Consider the following 21,506-nt stretch of genomic DNA (forward strand, 5'->3'; position numbering starts at 1 on the left):
TTCAGGCGCAGACGGCGCGGGTCTTGGCGGTCATCAGCCACAGCGCCAGCAGGATCGACAACAGGATAAAGCCCGCCGCGGCAAACCCGAGGCTGCCCAGGCCCAGGGTGTCGATCACGTGCCCGCCCACCAGCGCCCCCAGGCCAATACCCAGGTTGGCCCCGGCAATGTTCAACGAGGCGGCAAACGCCGGCGCATGAGGTGCGGCCTTCATCAGTCGCACATGGCTGACCAGAAACAATGCCGCCTGGGTCACGCCCCATACCGCCATCGCCGCCGCCAACCCGATCGTGGAATGGATGGCGGGCACCAGCGCCACCATGCCGGCGATCATGAAACCGCAGAACACCATCGACGCAATCAGCGGATGACGGTCGACCATGCGCCCGCCCAAAGAGTTGCCGATCAGGCCGACCGCGCCAAAGCCCATGAGGCACCAGCCCACTACCGTGCCGTCAAAACCCGCCAGGCGTTCGAGAATGTCTGCCAGGTAGGTGTAGGCGGTGAACATCCCGCTGAACACCAGGATCGACAGCAGGATATGGCCCTGCATCAGCGGGCTGCGCAAGATCTTGAACTGCGAGCGCAGGCTGACCTGGTCGTTCTTTGCCCGGGTCTTCGGCAGGTAGATAAACAGCAGCAGGGCCTTGGCGAACGCCACCACCGCAAGAATGCCAAAGGCGGTGCGCCAGCCGAACATATCGGAAATCAGCGTGCCCACCGGGATCCCGAAGACCGTGGCACACACGATGCCGAAGCCGATTTTTTCAATCGCGCGGCCGGCGAATTCCGGCCCGACAATGTCCACCGCTGTTTCGCTGGCCAGGGCCCAGAACACCGGCAGCCCCAGTGCCGGGATCAACCGGGCCAGGGACATAACCCAGATATTCGAGGCCATCGCCGCCAGAGTGTTGGCCAGGCCGAACATGATCAGGATCGTGATAAACAGCCGCTTGCGCTCGAACCGGGCGAAATATGCGGTGAGGAACGGGCCAAACGCCGCCACGGTGAAGGCGAACAACGTCACCAGCAACCCGGCCTGGGACACGCTTACATCGAGGTCCCGGGCGATGGAAGGCAACAGGCCGACGATGATGAACTCTGTGGTCAGCACGGTAAAACCGGCTGCCGACAACAGCAGGATCGGAAACAGCATCAAAAACTCCAGAAAACAGCGACATCAACGACAGCCCGGAGGGCCCGCTGATAGAGAAGAAATAAGAGGATGGGCAATGTTAACAGAATGTGTCCCATCGTGGTGACGGAACGCCGCACCCGGATTAGACGTTTCCTACAGATGTTAGACTTCGCCCCTGCCAGATTCATGCTGCCTAGCTGCATCTATTAAAAAAACCAGAGACAACCTCTTTATGACTGCTGCCCCTTCCCTCTTTCAACGCCTGATGTCTATCAGCCTGGTCACCCAAATTGTCATCGGCCTGATCGCCGGTATCCTGTTGGCCCTGCTGTTGCCCGACGTCGCACAAGCCACCGGGTTTATTGGCAAGGTCTTTGTCTCGGCGCTCAAGGCCGTCGCGCCCATCCTGGTATTTGTGCTGGTGATGGCCTCGATTGCCAGCCACAAGCACGGCCAGGAAACCCATATCCGCCCGATCCTGTTCCTGTACCTGCTGGGCACGTTCGCTGCCGCCGTGGTTGCGGTGATCGCCAGCACGCTGTTCCCCTCCTCGCTGGTGCTGGCCACCCACGATGTGGCCGTGAGCCCTCCCGGCGGTATCGGTGATGTGTTGCAAAGCCTGTTGCTGAGCGTGGTGGACAACCCGGTCAGCGCGCTGATGAACGCCAATTTCATCGGTATCCTGGCGTGGGCCATCGGCATGGGCATCGCCATTCGCCATGCCAGCGACACCACCCGCACCGTGCTGGGCGATCTGTCCAACGGCGTCACGCTGATCGTGCGCATGGTGATCCGCTTCGCGCCCCTGGGAATTTTCGGCCTGGTGGCCTCGACCCTCGCCACGTCCGGCTTCGGCGCCCTGCTGGGCTACGCACACCTGCTGCTGGTGTTGATCGGCTGCATGCTGTTCGTCGCGCTGGTGATCAACCCGGCCATCGTGTTCTGGAAGCTGCGCCGCAACCCTTACCCGCTGGTGCTGATGTGCCTGCGGGAAAGCGGGATCACCGCGTTTTTCACCCGCAGTTCGGCGGCCAACATTCCGGTCAACCTGGCGTTGAGCAAGCGCCTGGGCCTGCATGAAGACACGTACTCGGTGTCGATCCCGCTGGGCGCCACCATCAATATGGCCGGCGCTGCCATCACCATCACCGTGCTGACCCTGGCCGCCGTGCACACCCTGGGCATTGCCGTGGACATCCCCACCGCCGTGCTGCTCAGCGTGGTCGCGGCGGTGTGTGCCTGCGGCGCGTCGGGGGTTGCCGGGGGCTCGCTGCTGTTGATCCCGCTGGCGTGCAGCCTGTTCGGCATTCCCAGCGAAATCGCCATGCAGGTGGTGGCCGTGGGCTTCATCATCGGCGTGTTGCAGGACTCGGCGGAGACCGCACTGAACTCGTCCACCGACGTGTTGTTCACCGCTGCCGCGTGCCTGGGCAAGGAAGAACAAGCCGCGTAGACCTTGCGCGCACAAAAAAGCCCGGGGCGGTTCGTGAATGAACCGCCCCGGGCTTTTTATTACAAGGCTTAGAACGCGCCCATGTAGTCGCGCTTGCCCACTTCCACGCCGTTGTGACGCAGCAAGGCGTAAGCGGTGGTGACGTGGAAGAAGAACTGCGGCAGGCCGTAGCTCAGCAGGTACGACTGGCCGCTGAAGCGCTTCTCTTTCGGCGTGCCAGGGCGAGTGATGATCTCGATGCCTTCTTTACCGTCGACCTGGGCCGGGGTGATGGTGTCGATAAACGCCAGGACCTTGGCGATCAGCGCTTGCAGGTCGGCGAAGGTGACTTCTGTATCGTCGTATTTCGGAACTTCGATTTCAGCCAGGCGGGCAGAAACGCCTTTGGCGAAGTCGACGGCGATCTGCACCTGGCGCACCAGCGGGAACATGTCCGGGTACAGGCGTGCCTGCAGGAAGGCGTTCGGGTCGATGTTCTTGGCGGTGGCGTGGGCCTCGGCCTTGTTCAGCACATCGCTCAGGGCGTTGAGCATTTGCTTGAAGACCGGGAGGGAAGCGGCGTACAGGGAAATAGTCATGACAGTCTCGACAGTTGTGGCAGGGTTTGAAACAGCCGCGATTATAGACATGCCGGCCACCGGCGCCGCTTGTCTTTTATTTTTTCAGGATTAGGCTAGTGAGCTCACTGCATTAGGGAAAGCGCGATGACCACCGAGCACGACACCACTTCCGAAGAACCGCGCCTGAACAGCACGGAAATCCGCATCCTTGGCTGCCTGATCGAAAAACAGGCCACCAGCCCCGAAACCTACCCGTTGACCCTCAACGCGCTGGTGATCGCCTGTAACCAGAAAACCAGCCGCGAACCGGTGATGAACCTCAGCCAGGGCCAGGTTGGCCAGAGCCTGCGGGCCCTGGAAGGCCGCGGGTTTACCCGGCTGGTGATGGGCAGCCGCGCCGACCGCTGGGAGCATCGGGTGGACAAGGCGCTGGAGCTGGTGCCGGCCCAGGTGATTCTCAGCGGTTTGCTGTTCCTGCGGGGGCCGCAGACGGTCAACGAACTGCTGACCCGCAGCGGGCGCATGCATGACTTTGAAGACGCCGAGCAGGTGGTGCATCAACTGGAACGCCTGATTGCCCGTGGGCTGGCGTTGTTGGTGCCGCGTCAGTCGGGGCAGCGGGAAGATCGGTACATGCACGCCCTGGGCGACCCGGCGGACATTGAAGCGATCCTGGCGGCGCGTGGGAATCCGGTGGAGCGTGGTGCGGGAAGTGGGGTTTCCCTGGAGCGTATCGAAGAGCTGGAAGCGCGGATTGCGGCGCTGGAAGAGCGCCTTTCGCGGCTCGAGTAATGTTTGTGGTGAGTGGGCTTCTGTGGTGATGGAGCTTTTGTGGCGAGGGAGCTTGCTCCCGCTGGAGTGCGTAGCGCTCCCATTTTCTTGGGGCTGCTGCGCAACCCAGCGGGAGCAAGCTCCCTCGCCACAAAAACTCACTCTCCAAAGCAAGCTCCCTCGCCACAGCAAGCTCACTCTCCACACCGCCAGCGGTGATGCTCAGCTCCGGGCAAATGCCACCGCCGCCTGAAACTGTTCATCCGTCGGCCGCACGCCGGTGTACAGCACGAACTGCTCCAACGCCTGGATGGCGATCACTTCCAAACCGGTGATCACTCGTTTGCCCTGGGCCCGTCCACGCAGGATCAGTGGGGTTTCCGAGGGAATCGCCACCACATCGAAGACCGTCTCGGCCGCATCAACCGCGTCAGCTTCAAACGCCAACTGATCCGCTTCCGCCCCTCCGGTCATGCCAATCGGCGTCACGTTGACCAGCATCTGCGGGCGCAAGGCACCCAACTGCGCCTGCCACTCATACCCCAGGCTCTGGGCCAGCGCCCGGCCCGCTTCTTCATTGCGCGCCACGATCACGCCCTTGGCGTAGCCGCCATCGCGCAAGGCACTGGCCACCGCCTTGGCCATGCCGCCGCTGCCGCGCAGGGCGAAGGTCGAGTCCTTGGGCACCTGGTGCTTGTGCAGCAGTTGCTCGATGGCGATGTAGTCGGTGTTGTAGGCCTTCAAATGCCCGTCGGTGTTGACGATGGTATTGATTGACGCAATGGCCCGCGCCGAATCGTCCAGCTCATCCACCAGGGCAATACAGGCTTCCTTGAACGGCATCGACACGCCACAACCCCGAATGCCCAAGGCCCGAATGCCACCGACGGCGCCCGGCAGGTCCTGGCTACTGAAGGCCTTGTAGTAGAAATTCAACCCCAACTGCTCGTACAGGTGGTTATGAAAGCGCAGGCCAAAGTTCCCGGGGCGCGCCGACAGTGACATGCACAGTTGGGTGTCCTTGTTGGGGTTCATCTGCATCGGTAACTCCTTGAAGCCATTCCAGAGGCGGTTTCGGATAGACGGAATACCCGCGCCGGCGGGTTGTCATGGATCATACGCACTGTGCCCGGCCACTTGTGTAAGCCAACCGATACAGACCTTACACAACCTTTACCTATCGGCTGTGCTGTTTTTTAGAAATACGCTGTCTTAAAAGTATCCCCGCGACAATCCTTGAGTCGATTGATTGCAGACCATGAGCGCAGGGGCTAACCGAGGAATGACCATGATTCGTAAACTCCCCAAGATCGCCTTGCTGATCGGCGCACTCGCTATGGCAGGACAGGCCTCCGCCCACGGTGGTGGTTGGGGTGCTCCGCTCGCACTGGGAGCCGTTGTTGGTGCAGTGGTAGGCGGCTCGATCGTCGCCAGTCAATCGCGGCCGGTCTACGTGCAACAACCGGTGTATGTCCAGCCGCAGCCGGTGTATGCCGCTCCGCCGCCGGTCTACTACGCACCGCCACCGCCTGTGTATGTGCAACAACAGGTTTATTACCGCCCGGCGCCGGTCTACTACGGCCCACCGCGCGGCTACTACGGCCCTCCACACGGCTATTACGGTCGCGGCTGGTAAGCCTCAACTGATACACCTGAACAGGCTCCGCCCTAAAAGCGGGGCCTTTTTTTGGCCTGCAGGTCTGAATAAATCTCGCCAAGGTCGTTATAAGGACAATGGCTGTGGCCAAATCCCACATCATTGATCTCAATAGGCGCTTGCCCGAACGGGGCCTGCGCTGTCATGTTTGTGTCTCAAAAGGCTTCCACTATCAACACTGTCCGACCAATAACAACAAGGACGATTGCCCATGCCCACGCAAAACCCACATCGCACCGCCGGCCTCTGCACCTCGAGCAAGGTCTATAGCGTACTGACGGAGCTCAAGGCCCTGGAAGGCCATCGCAACGCCAAGTTCCTGTCCTTGCTGACGGAAAACCTGGTGCGCAAGGGCCTGCTCAGTGAACAGGAAGTGGTGCATATGCTCGACCAGGTGGTCGACTGACTGAGGGTCGCTCGATAACAGTGATGTCGACTATCGAGCAGGTTGATTTTCCCTGAAGGCCCACGCACCGTAATGTCACCTCCATAGCGTATCGGAGGTCATCATGCCCACTATTCAAATCATGTCTGTCATCGGCAGTGCCGTTCCCGCCTCTCTCCGGGAGCTGGGTCTACTCGCCTGCTGGTACCTGGTACGCGATGGCGAAGCCATCAGCGGCCCACTCACTTCATTACCGGCCGCCCAGGCCCTGTCGGTCAAAATGGCGCATTGCTTTCATGCCTAAGGCAGTTGCACCCGCGGTTTGGTTTCCACAAACAGCGCCCAGCTGGACATGAACAACGCAGCAATCAGTGGCCCGATGACAAAGCCGTTCAAGCCAAAGATCGACAGGCCGCCCAAGGTTGAGATAAGGATCAGGTAATCCGGCATGCGGGTGTCCTTGCCCACCAGGATGGGCCTTAGCACATTGTCCACCAGCCCGATCACAAATACCCCGAACAACCCGAGCACCACGCCCTGCCAGATCGACCCGCTCAGCAGGAAGTACGCCGCCACCGGCCCCCACACGATCCCCGCGCCCACCGCCGGCAGCAGCGACAGAAACGCCATCAACACCGCCCAGAGCAACGCGCTGGGAATGTCCAGGAACCAGAAGATCAAGCCACCCAACGCGCCTTGCGTGACCGCTACCAGCACGTTGCCTTTCACCGTGGCACGCACCACCCGGTTGAACTTCAATTGCAGGCGACGCTTCTGCGGTTCGGCCAGCGGCACCGCGGTGCGCACCTTGCGCACCAGCTCGGGGCCATCGCGCAGCAGGAAGTACAGCAAGTACAGCATGATGAAAAAACTCACCAGGAAATCAAACGTGCCCTGGCCGAAGCTGAACGCCTGGGTCGCAAAAAACTGGCTGCCCTGCATCGCACTCTTGACGATCTTCTCCCGCAGGCCTTCCAGGTTGCCCATGCCGAAGCGGTCCAGCAGATGCTGGAAATACGGTGGCAGGAAGTTCTTGAACTGCTCGATATACCCGGCAACGTCGAGCTTGCCGCTCTCGACGTTCTTGTAAAGCGTCGCGCCCTCCTGCACCAGCAAGGCACTGGTGATGATCACCGGCAGAATCGCGATTATCAGGCACACCGTCAGGGTTGCCAGGGATGTGAGATTGCGGTTCCAGCCAAAACGTTGCTGGAAGCGCCGTTGCATCGGCGCAAAGATGATCCCCAGGATCACCGCCCAGAACACCGCGCCGTAGAACGGCAGCAAAATCCAGATAAACGCGATGGTCACCAGGGCGAGCAGTAACAGCAGGGTTTTGAATTGCAGGTTGGTTTGGTTCATGTCCGGTCCATGTCTAAAACACCAGGCGCTCATGTGCGCCTTGATGTTTAGTCCACTGCAAATCCCGCGAGTGCCCTACTTATTAGACCTGGATCAATAAACTGCGCACCCGGCCCGGCTACCCTGCCGCCCTTTTGCGACCCGAACCCATGCCTCCCGTTATCGCCCCCGAACTGCTCGCCCCCGCCGGCACCCTGAAAAACATGCGTTATGCCTTTGCCTACGGTGCCGATGCCGTCTACGCCGGGCAACCGCGCTACAGCCTGCGGGTGCGCAATAACGAGTTCGACCACGCCAACCTCGCCCTCGGCATCCAGGAAGCCCAGGCCCAGGGCAAGCGGTTCTATGTGGTGGTCAACATAGCGCCTCACAACGCCAAGCTGAAAACCTTCCTCAAGGACCTTGCCCCGGTGATCGCCATGGGCCCGGATGCGCTGATCATGTCCGACCCGGGCCTGATCATGCTGGTGCGCCGGCACTTCCCGCACATGCCGATCCACCTGTCGGTGCAGGCCAATACGGTGAACTGGGCCAGCGTCGAATTCTGGCAGGCGCAGGGCATCTGCCGGATCATCCTGTCCCGGGAGTTGTCGCTGGAGGAAATCGACGAGATTCGCCAGCAAGTCCCCGCCATGGAGCTGGAAGTGTTTGTGCACGGTGCGCTGTGCATGGCCTATTCCGGGCGCTGCCTGCTGTCGGGCTACATGAACAAGCGGGATGCCAACCAGGGCACCTGCACCAACGCCTGCCGCTGGAAATACCAGGCGACGCCTGCGGTGGAAAACGCCGCCGGCGATATCGTGCAGCACTATGCGCCCGAGCCGACCCTGGGCCTCGGTGCGCCCACCGACCAGGTGTTCCTGCTGCAGGAGGCCAATCGCCCCGACGAACAGATGCCCGCCTTCGAAGATGAACACGGCACCTACATCATGAACGCCAAGGACCTGCGGGCGGTGCAGCACGTCGAGCGGCTGACGCGCATGGGCGTGCACTCGTTGAAGATCGAAGGCCGCACCAAATCCCACTTTTACTGCGCCCGAACCACCCAGGTATATCGCCAGGCGATTGATGACGCGGTGGCCGGGCGCGACTTTGACCGGGGCTTGATGACCAACCTCGAATCCCTGGCCCAGCGCGGCTACACCGAGGGTTTCCTGCGCCGGCACGTGCACGATGAGTATCAGAACTATCAGAACGGCAGCTCGGTGTCCGAACGCCAGCAGTTCGTCGGCGAACTGACCGGTGAACGGCGCGGCGAACTGGCCGAGGTCAAGGTCAAGAACCGTTTTGCCGTGGGCAATCACCTGGAACTGATGACCCCGGCGGGGAATTTCCACTTTGACCTGGGCTCATTGCACAACGCCAAGGGCGAGGCCATCGCGGTGGCGCCGGGTGACGGGCATACGGTGTATTTGCCGATCCCGGCGGAGATGGACCTGCGTTTCGGCCTTTTGATGCGCGACGTTTAACTTCGCCAGACACCTCAATGAGTGTGAGACAGCTTGCTGTGGTGAGGGAGCTTGCTCCCTCACCACAGCACTCTCCTTCACCACCGCAAGCTCCTCACCACAAAAAGCAGGGCGTACGCGCAATAGGTTCATTTGCAAAGTAGAATTGGCGGTTCTGCGTACCGCCACCTTGTCTTGAGCGGTCACCCTCTTTTTTACGGAGATCGCCTTGCGTCTGTTTCACACCTCCGACTGGCACCTTGGGCAAAACCTGCACGGCCAGGAACGCGACTTCGAACACGCCTGCTTCCTCGACTGGCTGCTGGGCCAGTTGGGCCTGCATCGCCCTGACGTGCTGTTGATCGCCGGCGATATTTTCGACACGGTCAACCCGCCACTCAAGGCCCAGGAGCGGCTGTACGACTTCATCATCAGCGCCCATGAGCAAAACCCTGCACTGACCATCGTGATGATCGCCGGCAACCACGACTCCGGCTCGCGCATCGAACTGCCGGCACCGTTGATGCGCCGCCTGCGCACCCACGCATTGGGCCGGGTGCTGTGGTTGGATGACGGACAACTGGATGTCGAACGCCTGCTGATTCCATTGCCCGGTGCCGACGGTGAAATTGCCGGCTGGTGCCTGGCATTGCCGTTCCTGCGCCCGGCCGAAGTGACCGGCGCACAACTGGGGGACGATTACCTGCGGGGCATCGGCCAGGTTCACGAGTGGCTGATTGCTGCCGCCAACGCCAAGCGCCAGCCGGGCCAGGCACTGGTTGCCATCAGCCATGCGCACATGGCCGGCGGCTCGGTGTCGGAAGACTCCGAGCGCAGCCTGATCATCGGCAATGCCGAAGCGCTGCCGGCCAGCCTGTTCGATGCCACCGTCAGCTATGTGGCCCTCGGCCATTTGCATAAACCCCAGCGGGTGAATGGCGAGGAGCGGATTCGCTACTGCGGCTCACCAATTCCGCTGTCATTCTCGGAAATCGGCTACCAGCACCAGATCCTCGACGTGCAACTGGACGGCGAAACCCTGGTCAGCGTCGAATCCCGCCTGATCCCGCGCTCGGTCAACCTGCAACGCCTGGAAGCCGCGCCCCTGGCCGACATCCTCAAGCAACTGGCCGACCTGCCCGACATCGACCTGCTGGCCGAAACCCAGCGCCAACCGTGGCTGGAAGTGCGGGTGCGCCTCGACGAACCGCAGCCCGACCTGCGCCAGCAGGTGGAAAACGCCCTGCAAGGCAAGGCCGTGCGCCTGGTGCGCATCGCCGCTGAATACGCAGGCAACGGAGGCCGTGAAGACAGCCAGGAAGACCGCCTGATCGAACTCGACCAACTCACGCCCCAGGAATTGTTCAGCCGCGCCTGGCAGGAAAGCTACGGCAGTGAAGTGGACGAACAGACCCTGAAGGACTTCGCCGTGCTGCTCCAGGAAGTGCAACAGGAGGGCGAACAGCCATGAAGATCCTCGCCATTCGCCTGAAAAACCTCGCCTCTTTGGCGGGTCCGTTTGAAATCGACTTTACCGCCGAGCCCCTGGCCAGCGCCGGGCTGTTCGCGATTACCGGGCCCACCGGCGCCGGCAAAAGTACCTTGCTCGATGCGCTGTGCCTGGCGCTGTTTGGCGCCGTGCCGCGCCTGGGCGATACCGGCCAGGCAAAAATGCCGGATGCCGACACCGATATTTCCATCGGTGACCCACGCACCCTGATTCGCCGGGGCACTGGCGGCGGTTATGCCGAAGTGGATTTTGTCGGCGTCAGTGGCCGTCGCTACCGCGCCCGCTGGGAAGCCAACCGCGCCCGGGACAAGGCCAGCGGCAAGCTGCAAGCCAGCCGGCAAAGCCTGATCGACCTGGACAGCGAGCAACTGCTGGCCAGCCAGAAAACCGAATACAAGACCCAGCTGGAATTGGCCCTGGGCCTGAACTTCGAGCAGTTCACCCGCGCGGTGTTGCTCGCGCAAAGTGAGTTCAGCGCGTTCCTCAAGGCCAACGACAACGAGCGCAGCGAACTGCTGGAAAAGCTCACCGACACGGCGCTCTACACCCAACTCGGTCGCCGCGCCTTCGACAAGGCCAAGGACGCCCGGGACGCCCACAAACACCTGCAGGACCAGGCCACCGGCGTCACCCCGCTGGCCCCCGAGGCCCGCGCCGAACTCGACGCACAACTGGCCGCCGCACAGCAACAGCTCAAGACCCAGCAGGCGCAACTCAAGCAACTCGAGTTGCAGCACACCTGGCTGAAGGAACTGCGAGAGTGGCAGGAGCGCCAACAAAGTGCGGTCGAGCAACTGCAACAGGCCCAGCAACACTGGGCAAGCCAGGGCCCGCAGCGCCTGGACCTCAGCCGCCTGGAACAACTGGCGCCGCAACGTCACCACTTCGCCCGCCAGGCCGAACTGACCACGCAGCTGCAGCCCCTTGCCGCGCAGATCCAGCAGCACCTTGAGCAACAAACCGCGTTGCACACCCGCCAGACCCAACTGCAACAGCAACAGGCCGACGTGCAAGCCGCCCTCGCCCAGGCCCTCAAGCAGCAAGCCGACGCTGTGCCCTTGCTGCGCCAGGCCTTCGAGGAGCAAACCACCCTCGCCCACTTGACCCGCGAACTGGCCAAACGCAGCGAAGAGAAACAGCTGGGTGAAGCTGCCTGCGTGGAAGGCCAGGCGACGTTGACCGGCTTGCTCGACAAGCAGAAAGTTGTCGCCGAGCGCCTGCACCGGCTCGCCGCAGAGCTTGAACGCAGCGCCGCCCTCGCGCCGTTGAGTGAGGCCTGGAGCGCCTACCGCGACCGCTTGCAACAGCTGATGCTGATCGGCAATCGCCTCAATAAAGGCCAGGCCGAACTGCCACAACTGGAAGAGCGCGCCACCCGTCTCGGTGAAAAATGGACCGAGCAACGCGAAGCCCTTGACCTGCTGTACCACGAAGCCGGCGCCGAACCCCATGCAGTGGCCGAACAGATCCAGTTGCTCGGCAGCCTGCTCCAGGACAACCGCAAGCAACATCGCGCGTTTGAGGACCTGGCGCGGCTGTGGAACAGCCATCAGCAACTCGACAGCCAGAGCCAGGCCCTGACGCAAAAGCAGACCCTCGCCCAGCAACAACGCGAACTGTTGAACCAGAGCGGCTTGCAGGCCAAGGCCGAGTTGGCCGTCGCCGAACAGACCCTGACCGTCACCAAGCAACTGCTGGAGCGCCAGCGCCTGGCCCGCAGTGCCAGCGTCGAGGAATTGCGCGGCCAGCTGCAGGATGAGCAGCCGTGCCCGGTGTGCGGCAGCGTCGAGCACCCGTATCACCAGCCCGAAGCCATGCTGCAAAGCCTGACCCGCCACGACGAAAGCGAAGAAGCCAACGCGCAGCAAGCCGTGGATGTGCTCAAGGAAAAACTCACTGACCTGCGTGGCGAAGTGGGCGGCCTGATCGCCCAGCAAAAGGAATTCCTGCAACAACAGGAGCAACTCGCCAGCCAGTTGCAGGCCTTGCTGCCAAGCCTTGAAGCCCATCCGCTGTCGGCCTCGCTGTTCAACCAGGACGCGGCCAAGCGCGACGCCTGGCTCGCCCAGCAACTGAGCCAGCTCAGCCAGAGCCTCACCCAGGACGAGCAACGCCAGGGCGCCCTGCTCAACCTGCAACAGAACGCCGGGCGTTTGCAGCAACAACTGCAAGCCGCCCAGGACGCCAGCCAACAGGCGCGCCAGTTACTGATCGACCAGCAACGGGAACTGTCCAACGACCGCGAACGCCTGGACGAAGAACTCAACGCCTTCGCCAGCCTGCTCCCCACCGAGACCCTCGAAGGCCTGCGCAGCGAGCCGGCGGCGACCTTCATGTTGCTCGACCAGCAGGTCAGCCAGCGCCTGGAACAGCTCGACAACCAAAAGGAAGAATTGGCCGAGCAGCTACAGCGCCAGCAAGCCATCGAGAAAGAGCAGGACCGCCAGCAACACCGCCAGCAGCAGCTGGAGACTTTGCACAAACAGCTCGCCGAACAGAGCGCCCTGCAACACGCGGCCGAGGAAAAGCTCGCCGGCCTGCTGGGCGAAAAACCCAGCGCCGAGCACTGGCAACAGCAGCTGGACCAGGCCGTCGAGCAGGCTCGCCAGCATGAGAGCGAGGCCAACCAGCAGTTGCAGGACACCCGCAACCAGTTGATCCAACTGGCTGCCGACCTCAAGTCGCTGCAAGAGCGCCAACAATCCCTGGACACCGAGCACCTGGCCCTCAGCACGCGCCTGAACGACTGGCGCGCCTTGCACCCGGAGCTCGATGACGATGGCCTGGCACGGCTGGTGGGCTTCGATGAACCGCAGGTGGCCGAACTGCGCCAGCAACTGCAACACAGCGAAAAAGCGGTCGAACAGGCGAAGGTGTTGCTGCAGGAGCGCGAACAACGGCTCAAGGATCACCAGGCGCTGCACAACGGCAACCTTGAAGCCGAGCAGCTGGACGACGCCCTGGCCGAACTCAACGCCGCGTTGGCCATTGGCGAAAAAGACTGCGCCGAACTGCGTGCCCGCCAGGCTGACGACCAGCGCCGCCAGGATGCCAACCAGGCCCTGGCAGCAGAGATCGCCAAGGCCTACGAAGAATGGCAACGCTGGGCACGTCTGAATGCACTGATCGGTTCGGCCACCGGCGATACCTTCCGCAAGATCGCCCAGGCCTACAACCTCGACCTGCTGGTGCACCACGCCAACGTCCAACTGCGCCAACTGGTGCGCCGCTACCGCCTCAAACGCGGCGGGAGCATGCTCGGCCTGCTGGTGCTCGACACGGAAATGGGCGACGAATTGCGCTCGGTGCATTCGTTGTCGGGTGGCGAGACATTCCTCGTCTCACTGGCCCTGGCCTTGGGCCTGGCGTCGATGGCGTCGAGCACGTTGAAGATCGAGTCGCTGTTTATCGACGAAGGCTTCGGCAGTCTCGACCCCGAGTCGCTGCAACTGGCGATGGACGCCCTCGACGGCTTGCAGGCCCAAGGCCGCAAGGTGGCGGTGATTTCCCATGTGCAGGAAATGCACGAGCGGATTCCGGTGCAGATTCAGGTCAAGCGCCAGGGCAATGGCTTGAGCACCCTGGAGGTCAAGTGAGCGAGGCCGTGTTGTATTCGTTCCGCCGTTGCCCCTATGCAATGCGGGCGCGGATGGCCCTGCGGTATTCAGGGGTGGCGGTGCAGATCATCGAGGTCAGCCTCAAGGCCAAGCCGGCTGAGATGCTGGCGTTGTCACCCAAAGGCACGGTGCCGGTGCTGAGCGTGGATGGCCGGGTGATCGATGAAAGCCTGGCGATCATGCGCTGGGCACTGGCACAGAACGATCCTGAGGGTTGGTTGCTTGGGGATGATCGGGCGACGCAGGCGCTGATTGAAGAGAATGATCAGGGCTTCAAACATCAATTGAATCGATACAAGTATGCCGAGCGCTATCCGGAGTATCCGATGGAGCATTATCGGGCCGAGGGTGAGGTATTTTTGATGAAGCTGGAGGGGTTGCTGGCGGAGCGGGAGTATTTGCTGGCCGGGCATTTGAGCCTGGCGGATGTGGCACTTGCACCGTTTGTGCGGCAGTTTGCCCATGTGGATCGGGAGTGGTTTGCCCGGGCGCCCTATCCGCGGTTGCAGGACTGGTTGCAACGCTTCCTGGAATCGCCGTTGTTCATCGCCGTGATGGCAAAAACCTGAGACTGTCGCAGGACAAAATGTGGGAGCGGGCTTGCTCGCGAAGGCGGTGTATCAGTCAGCCCATGTATAGACTGACCCGGCGCTTTCGCGAGCAAGCCCGCTCCCACATTTGATCTTCATCAGCTTCAAGATCAGTTCTGGATTTTGTGGTCCAGCGCTGCATAGAAGTTGGCGCTTTGTTGCAGGTATTTCTGGGTGTAGGCGCTGGTGCTGGTTTTTTTGCTGCTGATTTCAACACTGGCGCTGGCTGGCAACGCTACGGTGGCGGAAACAGCGGAAGCGGCGATGATCGAGAAAAGATTGAAGTTCATGTCGGTAACCCTTGTGTTCGGTTGGCTTGGTGGCCTGTGTTGGCCTTGGAACCAAACTTACGCCCGAGGGGATAGCCTTAGAAATTCATTGAAACACTAGCCGCTATTAATAGTATTAATACAACAAGTCAGGCCCCGCACTGCGGGGCCTGTGGCTTATTGCCGCACCAGGAACTTGAGGTCGCTGGGGGCATCAATCGCCAGTTTCTGCACGGTTTTGCCCAAAAGACCGGTCTTGGGATCGCGCTCGACGACCACAATCTCGTTGCTCTTCTGGTTGGCGATCAGCAGGAACTTGCCGCTGGGGTCCAGGGCGAACTCCCGGGGATGGTCACCTTCCACCGATCGGCGCTGGATCTCTTTGAGCTGCGCAGTGGCCGGGTCGATGGCAAACACCAACATCTGGTTGGCGGTGCCACGGTTGCTCACGTAGAGGAACTTGCCGTCGCTTGAGGTGTGCAGTGCAGCACCGGCCTTGTCGGACACCGGCTGGCCATCCGCGAAGTTGACCAGTTGCTTCTGGGTCAGCTTGCCATCGTTGTAGTCGAACACCGCCACTTGCGCGCTCATCTCGGTGGTCAGCCACGCGTGCTTGCCGTCTGCGGTGAACAGCAGGTGCCGCGGACCGCTGCCCGGTGGCAATTGCACAAACGCAGGGTCGGCCGGGGTCAGCGGCAGTTCATGGTTGGCCTTGGGGTCGTAGTGGTAGGCAAAGATCTTGTCCGCCCCCAGGTCCTGGACAAACACGTATTTGCCGTCCGGCGAAGACACCACCGAATGCACGTGGTTGGACGCCTGGCGCTCCGGGTTGACCCGGCTGGCCGGGTGCCCGCTCAACTGCACTGGCGGCGACAGCTTGCCCTGGGCATCTACCGGCAGCACCGCGAGGCTGCCGCCCGGATCTTCCAGCACTGAATAGTTGGCCACGAACAGATAGCGCCCATCACTGGCCAGGCTGGAATGGGTCGGCTCGTTGCCCAGGCTCTGCACCTGGTTGATCAGGGTCAGTTGATGGTTCTTCGGGTCGATGCTGTAGCTGCTGACGCGCCCCACCGGGTCTTTTTGGCCCGGGCCGTTTTCGTTGACCACAAACAGGTGCTTCTGGTCCTTGGACAGGGTCAGCCACGACGGGTTGGCCGCCTTGGCGGCGAGCACCGGCTGGCCGTTGAACTGCCCGGTACGGCTGTCGAACTGCAAGCGGTAGATACCTTCACTGGTGCCGGCGGTGTAGCTGCCCACCAGCAACTCATAGGTGTCCACCGGCGCAGCCTGGACCGACATTGCGCCTACGCTGCCGGCCATCAGCAGGGGCCAGAATTTACGCATCATCATCCGCTTCATCCTCGTCATTATTGTTGCCGGTGACGCCGCTCATGCAGACCAGGCGGTGTTCGCCCTTGTCATCGGTAAGTGTCCAGCTTTGCAGGGTTTGATCAAAGGTCGCCGCCTTGACTTGCTCCAGGGTGAAACTCCAGCGCTTCTCGACGCGACCGTCCATGCAGATGATCGATAACGTCTGGTCATCCAGGCTGAAATCGAAGCTGTGCAGGCCATCGATTTCGACCATCTGGCAGTCTTCAAAAGCGTCGGGCAAGGTAGCGGTGTCGGCAGTCATAACCATCAATCATCAAGAGGAAAGACCTCATGATAGGTCAAATCGTTGCATCGGCCTAAGCCCGCGCAATGCAAAACGCCGTGGCACAGGCCACGGCGTTTTGGCAAACAGCGTTGGATCAGTGGGCGAACAGCGAATTGCCTTTCTGCCCCGCCAGCTTCTCGGGCTTGATCAGGAAGCGTGCCAGCGCCGGCAGCAGCCACAGCGCGCCGAACATGTTCCACAGCAGCATGAAGGTCAGCATCAGCCCCATGTCGGCCTGGAACTTGATGGCCGAGAAGATCCAGGTGCATACGCCGATTGCCAGGCACAGGCCGGTGAACAGCACGGCTTTACCGGTGGACTTGAGCGTCTGGTAATAGGCTTCCTGCAACGGCAGGCCGGCCCGCAGGAAACTCTCCAGGCGGCTGTAGATGTAGATGCCGTAGTCCACGCCGATCCCCACCCCCAGCGCCACCACCGGCAAGGTCGCGACCTTGACACCGATGCCCATGAACGCCATCAGCGCGTTGCCCAGCACCGAGGTCAGCACCAGCGGCAGCACGATGCACAGGGTCGCCGCCCACGAGCGGAAGGTGATCATGCACATGGTGGCCACGCACAGGTAAACCAGGATCAGGATGGTCAGCTCGGACTCCTTGATCACCTCGTTGGTGGCCGCCTCGATCCCGGCGTTACCGGCGGCGAGGATGAATTCCAGGCCGTCCTTGTTGTTCTCCTTGGCGAAGTCCTGCACCGCATGCACCGCGCGGTCGAGGGTTTCGGCCTTGTGGTCGTTGAGGAACACCAGCACCGGCGCCAGGGAGCAATTGTTGTTATACAGGCCATCGGCACGGGCAATGGAGTTGTTCAGCACGTCCGGGTTGCGCGACAGGGTTTCCCATTTCAGGTTGCCCTCGTTCATGCCCTTGATCATCTGCTTGGACACGGTCACCAGCGAGATGGCCGACTGCACGCCCTCGGTGTTCTGCATCTTCCACATCAACTGGTCGATGGGCGCCATGGCTTCATACCGCGAGCAGCCTTCGGGCGGGGTCTTGACCATCACCACCAGCACGTCGGAGCTGGTGGAGTAGTTGTTGATGATGAAGTTGTTGTCCTTGTTGTAGCGCGAGTCAGGACGCAGTTCGGGTGCACCCTGGTCGAGGTCACCGATCTTCAGGTTCTGGCTGTACCAGAGGCCGCCACCGAAGGCGATCAGCGCCAGGGCTATCGACACCGGCGCGACCTTGGGGCTGGCGAACTTCGACAGCAGGCGCCAGAACGGGTGTTCGCGGTGCGCATCCTTCTTGCTCTTGGCGATGGCGCGCTTGCTGATGCCGACATAGGAGATCGCCACCGGCAGCAGGATCAGGTTGGTGAACACGATGACCGCCACCCCCACCGAAGCACCGATTGCCAGCTCGCGGATCACGCCGATATCGATGATCAACAGGGTGATAAAACCGACCGCATCGGCGAGGATCGCGATCATGCCCGGCAGGAACAGCTGGCGGAAGGTACGCCGGGCCGCGGTCAGGGCGTTGTCGGCATCACTGGATTGCAGGGCGATGCCGTTGATCTTCTGTACGCCGTGGGAAATACCGATGGCGAAGATCAGGAACGGCACGAGCATCGAGTAGGGATCCAGCCCGAAACCCAGGGCATGCATCAGCCCGAGCTGCCAGATCACCGCCACCAGCGTGGTGCTCAACACCGCGACGGTACTGCGCAGGCAGTTGGTGAACCACAGCAGCAGCACCAGGGTGATGACGAAGGCGATACCGAAGAACATCACCACCATCACCAGGCCGTCGATCAGGTCGCCGACCTTCTTGGCGAAACCGACAATGTGGATCTTGACGTTGGGGTTCTGCGCTTCGAACTTGTCGCGGATCTTGTCTTCGAGCTCATGGGAGAACTTGCGGTAGTCCAGGGCCAGCAGCTTGCCCTGGTCCTGTGGGTCCGGATAGGACTCCAGCAGCGGAATGTCGACGATGCTCGACTTGAAGTCGTTGGCCACCAACCGACCGACCTGCCCGGACTTCAGCACGTTGTTGCGCAACTGGTCGAGGCTTTCCGGCGAGCCGTTGTAGCTCTGCGGGATCACTTCACCGCCGGCAAAGCCTTCTTCGGTAACTTCGGTCCAGCGCACGCTGGGGCTCCACAGGGACTTGAGGCCGGAGCGGTCGACGCCGGAGATGTAGAACACCTCGTCGTTGATCTGGCGCAGGGTCTCCATGTACTCCTTCGTGAAGATGTCACCGTCCTTGGCTTCCACCGAGATGCGCACCGTGTTGCCCAGGTTCGCCAGGTCGTTGCGGTGCTCCATCATCCTCTCAATGAAGGGGTGCTGGAGGGGGATCATTTTTTCGAAGCTGGTGGACGGGCGAATCAACGTCGCCTGCCAGAACAGGAAAATACTCACCAGCAGGCAGATCGTGATGACTGCCGGGCGGTTATTGAAAATCAGGCGCTCGAGAAACGTGGCCTTGTCGTTGTGATGACTGCTCATTGTGTCCCCGCCTTCTTATTGTTTTGTCGGCTCGGCGCCGGTTGGACTGGCCACGCGAACGCCGCCCTGCCCCGCCAGAATCAAGTTGCCGTTGCCCGCCGCGGTGACCGCCGACAGCGAAATGCGGTCCGGGCGATTGAATACGCTGAAGGTCAGGCCGTCGTCGTGGCTGACCACCACGCTGCCACCGTTGCCCACTACCACGATGGAACCGTCGTCCAGCAGGGTCGCCCCCGACAAACCGAACTCCAGCGCGCCACGAGTGGCGTTCAGCTCCACCGGCTCCCAGGTGCTGCCAAAATCCGTGGAGCGGAACAGGTTGCCACGCAGGCCGTAGGCCAACAGCGTCTGCGCCTGGGCGGTGCCGATCACGCCGAACAGCGAGCCCTCGTAGGGGCCTTCGAGTTTTTCCCAGGTTTGCCCCTCGTCATGGGAGCGGAACATGCTGCCCTGCTCACCGACGATAAACAGCCCGGCATCTTTCACCTGGGCGATGGCGTTGAGGTGGTATTGGTCTTCGTTGTCGAGGCGGTCGCTGACGTCGTCCCAGGTCTTGCCCCCGTCGGTGGTTTCGATCAGCGCACCGTAGGCACCCACGGCAAAGCCGTTGCTGGCGTCCTTGAACCAGACGTCGAGCAGCGGTGCTTCGCGCTTGAGGTCCTGGAATTGTTGGGTCCAGGTCATGCCGCCGTCGGTGGTGGCGAGGATCTGTGCGTCATGGCCCACCGCCCAGCCGTGTTGGTCGTCGGCGAAAAACACGGCGGTCAGCAGTTGCCGGGTGGGGACTTTGGCTTGGGTCCAGGTGACACCCTGGTCGTCGGAATAGAGGATGTGCCCGCGATCACCGACCGCGACCAGGCGCTTGCCTGCGTGGACCACGTCGATCATCAGGCTTTTGGCGGCCTTGGGGGAGTCAATGGCGAACACCGCGGCGGCGGTGGTTTCTGTGGCGGCATGGGCCGGTGTCGACAACGCGACAACCCCCAGCAACGAGAGCGCTGTGGCCAGCAATGCGACCCTGCGCGTGGCCTTCGGGCGGAAAAACACCACACCCATGACAGGCTCACTCATAGACCTTTCTCCCATTTATTATTGTTAGGTCGTCTTGCCGTGGGGAGCCCTGAAACCTGCAATCTAGAGCGCCTTGGGCAAGCTGGGCCATCCTAGCGGGCTTTGGAATCGTCTGACAATCGGCGCTACGTTATGTTTTGTTAACTGGAGGGGTTTGGGTCGGTGCTGAATGTAGTGCTATCAGCGGCGGTGATCCGTGGAGGGGGGCTGTTGGGGTGAGGGGGCTTGCTTCCGCTGGAGTGCGCAGCGCTCCTACGCTTTTTGGGGCCGCTGCGCAGCCCAGCGGGAGCAAGCTCCCTCGCCACGGGGGAGGTGTGGGCCTTGGAATGAATTTTTATTCTATGTGTTGAGTTTTGGGAATATTTATTCCATAAATAGGCTTCTCAATACAATAATTCGAAGGAACCCGGCTATGCGCGAACTCGGAATCGGCCTGATTGGTACAGGCTTTATGGGGCGTGCCCACGCCTTGGCGTTTAATAACGCGCGGGCGGTGTTCGAGCTGCCGGTGAAGCTCACGCTGGCCGCCCTGGCCGATGCCGATACCGAGCGCGCAATACGCTGCGCCGCTGACTGGGGGTTTGCCCAGGCCCATGGCGACTGGCAGCAGTTGATTGACGATCCCAAGGTGGATGTTGTCGCCATCACTACTCCCAACCATTTGCACTACCCCATGGCCATGGCTGCACTGGCGGCAGGCAAGGCGGTGTATTGCGAGAAGCCGCTGGCGGTGAGCCTGGAGCAGGCGGCCGCGATGCGTGATGCGGCGAGCAAGGCCGGGGTGGTGACGCGGGTGGGTTACAACTATCAGCACAACCCGATGATTGGTTTGGCCCGGCAGTTGATCGCCCGCGGTGAGTTGGGGGAAATCATCAGTTTTCAGGGGGAATTCAGCGAGGATTTCATGGCGGATTCGGCGTCGCCGTGGTCGTGGCGCTGTGAGGTGGGACATGCCGGCGGTGCGTTGGCGGATCTGGGCAGTCATTTACTGTCCATGGCGCGCTATTTGGTGGGGGATGTGGTGAGTGTGTGTGCCGATACGCAAACGGTGCACGGGCAGCGGCCTGCCACCGCCGGGAGTGAGACGCTGCGGGAGATTGCGGTGGATGACCAGGTGCATGCGTTGTTGCGGTTTGCCAATGGGGCACGGGGGACGGTGAGCAGTAGCTGGCTGAAGCATGGGTATAAGAATCACCTGAGCTTTGAGATCAGTGGCACGCGGGGCACGTTGTTGTTTGATCAGGAACGGTTGAATGAGTTGCAGCTGTTTCGGGTTGGGCAGGAGGGGTTTCAGCGGGTGTTGGCGGGGCCTTCGTTGCCAGGGTATGCGGCGTTCAGTCCGGCGCCGGGGCATCAGTTGGGGTACAACGAGTTGAAGACGCTGGAGGTGCATGAGTTGGTGATGGCGTTGGCCGGCAAGGGCAGTGACGGGACGGATTTTGCGGCGGCTTGGGAGATTGAGCGGTTGGCCACGGCGATTCGGGTGGCGGCCAAGGAGGAGCGGTGGGTCAGGCTGAATGAGGTCTAAATGTGGGAGCGGGCTTG

The 21,506-nt window shown here is 61.6% G+C and carries 19 protein-coding genes; 10 read left to right on the forward strand and 9 right to left on the reverse strand.

Going from position 1 to position 21,506, the window contains the following annotated elements; genetic code table 11:
- Position 1: 1 nt before the first annotated feature.
- Positions 2-1,156, reverse strand: a complete 1,155-nt coding sequence (locus HX807_RS11310; protein WP_177049986.1) for an MFS transporter — start codon at positions 1,154-1,156, stop codon at positions 2-4.
- Positions 1,157-1,370: 214 nt separating this feature from the next.
- Between HX807_RS11310 and sstT the strand changes: the two genes are divergently transcribed.
- Positions 1,371-2,591, forward strand: a complete 1,221-nt coding sequence (gene sstT / locus HX807_RS11315) for a serine/threonine transporter SstT (RefSeq protein ID WP_003211235.1) — start codon at positions 1,371-1,373, stop codon at positions 2,589-2,591.
- Positions 2,592-2,659: 68 nt separating this feature from the next.
- Here sstT and HX807_RS11320 read toward each other — a convergent pair whose 3' ends face one another.
- Complete coding sequence (locus tag HX807_RS11320) at positions 2,660-3,169, reverse strand: DUF1993 family protein (protein ID WP_003211233.1); 510 nt, start codon at positions 3,167-3,169, stop codon at positions 2,660-2,662.
- Positions 3,170-3,295: 126 nt separating this feature from the next.
- Here HX807_RS11320 and HX807_RS11325 point away from each other — a divergent pair, with 126 nt between their 5' ends.
- Entirely contained in the window at positions 3,296-3,943 is a 648-nt protein-coding gene (locus tag HX807_RS11325; RefSeq protein ID WP_003211232.1) for a YceH family protein, read from the forward strand.
- 201 nt (positions 3,944-4,144) lie between these two features.
- Here HX807_RS11325 and HX807_RS11330 read toward each other — a convergent pair whose 3' ends face one another.
- Positions 4,145-4,963: a shikimate 5-dehydrogenase gene (locus HX807_RS11330; RefSeq protein WP_003211230.1), complete on the reverse strand. Its 819-nt coding sequence runs from the start codon at positions 4,961-4,963 to the stop codon at positions 4,145-4,147.
- A 241-nt stretch (positions 4,964-5,204) separates the two neighbouring features.
- Here HX807_RS11330 and HX807_RS11335 point away from each other — a divergent pair, with 241 nt between their 5' ends.
- The 3 genes from HX807_RS11335 (at position 5,205) to HX807_RS11345 (ending at position 6,268) form a co-directional block, all read left to right on the forward strand.
- A complete protein-coding gene (locus tag HX807_RS11335) occupies positions 5,205-5,558 on the forward strand; it encodes a hypothetical protein (protein WP_008435927.1) in 354 nt (117 codons plus the stop codon).
- Positions 5,559-5,790: 232 nt separating this feature from the next.
- Positions 5,791-5,985, forward strand: a complete 195-nt coding sequence (locus HX807_RS11340) for a hypothetical protein (protein WP_003211226.1) — start codon at positions 5,791-5,793, stop codon at positions 5,983-5,985.
- Positions 5,986-6,088: 103 nt separating this feature from the next.
- On the forward strand, positions 6,089-6,268 hold the full coding sequence (locus HX807_RS11345) for a hypothetical protein (RefSeq protein ID WP_003211225.1): 180 nt from the start codon (positions 6,089-6,091) through the stop codon (positions 6,266-6,268).
- Here the strand turns inward: HX807_RS11345 and HX807_RS11350 are convergent.
- Positions 6,265-7,326 (reverse strand): AI-2E family transporter, encoded by a 1,062-nt coding sequence (locus HX807_RS11350; RefSeq protein ID WP_003211223.1) that lies wholly within the window; start codon positions 7,324-7,326, stop codon positions 6,265-6,267. The genes HX807_RS11345 and HX807_RS11350 overlap by 4 nt on opposite strands.
- Before the next feature lie 149 nt (positions 7,327-7,475).
- On the opposite strand from HX807_RS11350, the gene yegQ reads away from it, so the two are divergent.
- The 4 genes from yegQ (at position 7,476) to HX807_RS11370 (ending at position 14,470) form a co-directional block, all read left to right on the forward strand.
- The gene (gene yegQ / locus HX807_RS11355; protein WP_008435935.1) at positions 7,476-8,795 is read left to right on the forward strand and encodes a tRNA 5-hydroxyuridine modification protein YegQ; all 1,320 of its coding nucleotides are present in this window, start codon (positions 7,476-7,478) and stop codon (positions 8,793-8,795) included.
- A gap of 208 nt (positions 8,796-9,003) precedes the next feature.
- Positions 9,004-10,245: an exonuclease SbcCD subunit D C-terminal domain-containing protein gene (locus HX807_RS11360; protein WP_177049989.1), complete on the forward strand. Its 1,242-nt coding sequence runs from the start codon at positions 9,004-9,006 to the stop codon at positions 10,243-10,245.
- Complete coding sequence (locus tag HX807_RS11365; RefSeq protein WP_177049990.1) at positions 10,242-13,880, forward strand: AAA family ATPase; 3,639 nt, start codon at positions 10,242-10,244, stop codon at positions 13,878-13,880. Before HX807_RS11360 ends, HX807_RS11365 begins: the two co-directional genes overlap by 4 nt.
- Positions 13,877-14,470 (forward strand): glutathione S-transferase, encoded by a 594-nt coding sequence (locus tag HX807_RS11370; protein WP_177049993.1) that lies wholly within the window; start codon positions 13,877-13,879, stop codon positions 14,468-14,470. Before HX807_RS11365 ends, HX807_RS11370 begins: the two co-directional genes overlap by 4 nt.
- A 131-nt stretch (positions 14,471-14,601) precedes the next feature.
- Here the strand turns inward: HX807_RS11370 and HX807_RS11375 are convergent, their stop codons facing one another.
- The 5 genes from HX807_RS11375 to HX807_RS11395 all read right to left on the reverse strand — a co-directional run bounded on the left by HX807_RS11375 (position 14,602) and on the right by HX807_RS11395 (position 19,946).
- On the reverse strand, positions 14,602-14,781 hold the full coding sequence (locus HX807_RS11375; protein WP_003211212.1) for a hypothetical protein: 180 nt from the start codon (positions 14,779-14,781) through the stop codon (positions 14,602-14,604).
- Between the two features lie 156 nt (positions 14,782-14,937).
- Entirely contained in the window at positions 14,938-16,113 is a 1,176-nt protein-coding gene (locus HX807_RS11380) for a lactonase family protein (RefSeq protein ID WP_003211210.1), read from the reverse strand.
- Entirely contained in the window at positions 16,100-16,396 is a 297-nt protein-coding gene (locus HX807_RS11385; protein WP_003211207.1) for a DUF5629 family protein, read from the reverse strand. Before HX807_RS11385 ends, HX807_RS11380 begins: the two co-directional genes overlap by 14 nt.
- A gap of 118 nt (positions 16,397-16,514) precedes the next feature.
- On the reverse strand, positions 16,515-18,890 hold the full coding sequence (locus HX807_RS11390; RefSeq protein ID WP_003211205.1) for an RND family transporter: 2,376 nt from the start codon (positions 18,888-18,890) through the stop codon (positions 16,515-16,517).
- 15 nt (positions 18,891-18,905) lie between these two features.
- Positions 18,906-19,946, reverse strand: coding sequence for a YCF48-related protein (locus HX807_RS11395; protein WP_256349438.1), 1,041 nt, complete (start codon positions 19,944-19,946; stop codon positions 18,906-18,908).
- A gap of 427 nt (positions 19,947-20,373) precedes the next feature.
- Here HX807_RS11395 and HX807_RS11400 point away from each other — a divergent pair, with 427 nt between their 5' ends.
- On the forward strand, positions 20,374-21,489 hold the full coding sequence (locus HX807_RS11400; RefSeq protein WP_177019746.1) for a Gfo/Idh/MocA family protein: 1,116 nt from the start codon (positions 20,374-20,376) through the stop codon (positions 21,487-21,489).
- Positions 21,490-21,506 lie beyond the last annotated feature (17 nt).

Origin of the sequence: Pseudomonas sp. D8002 (genome assembly GCF_013385695.1) — a bacterium.
GTDB lineage: Bacteria > Pseudomonadota > Gammaproteobacteria > Pseudomonadales > Pseudomonadaceae > Aquipseudomonas.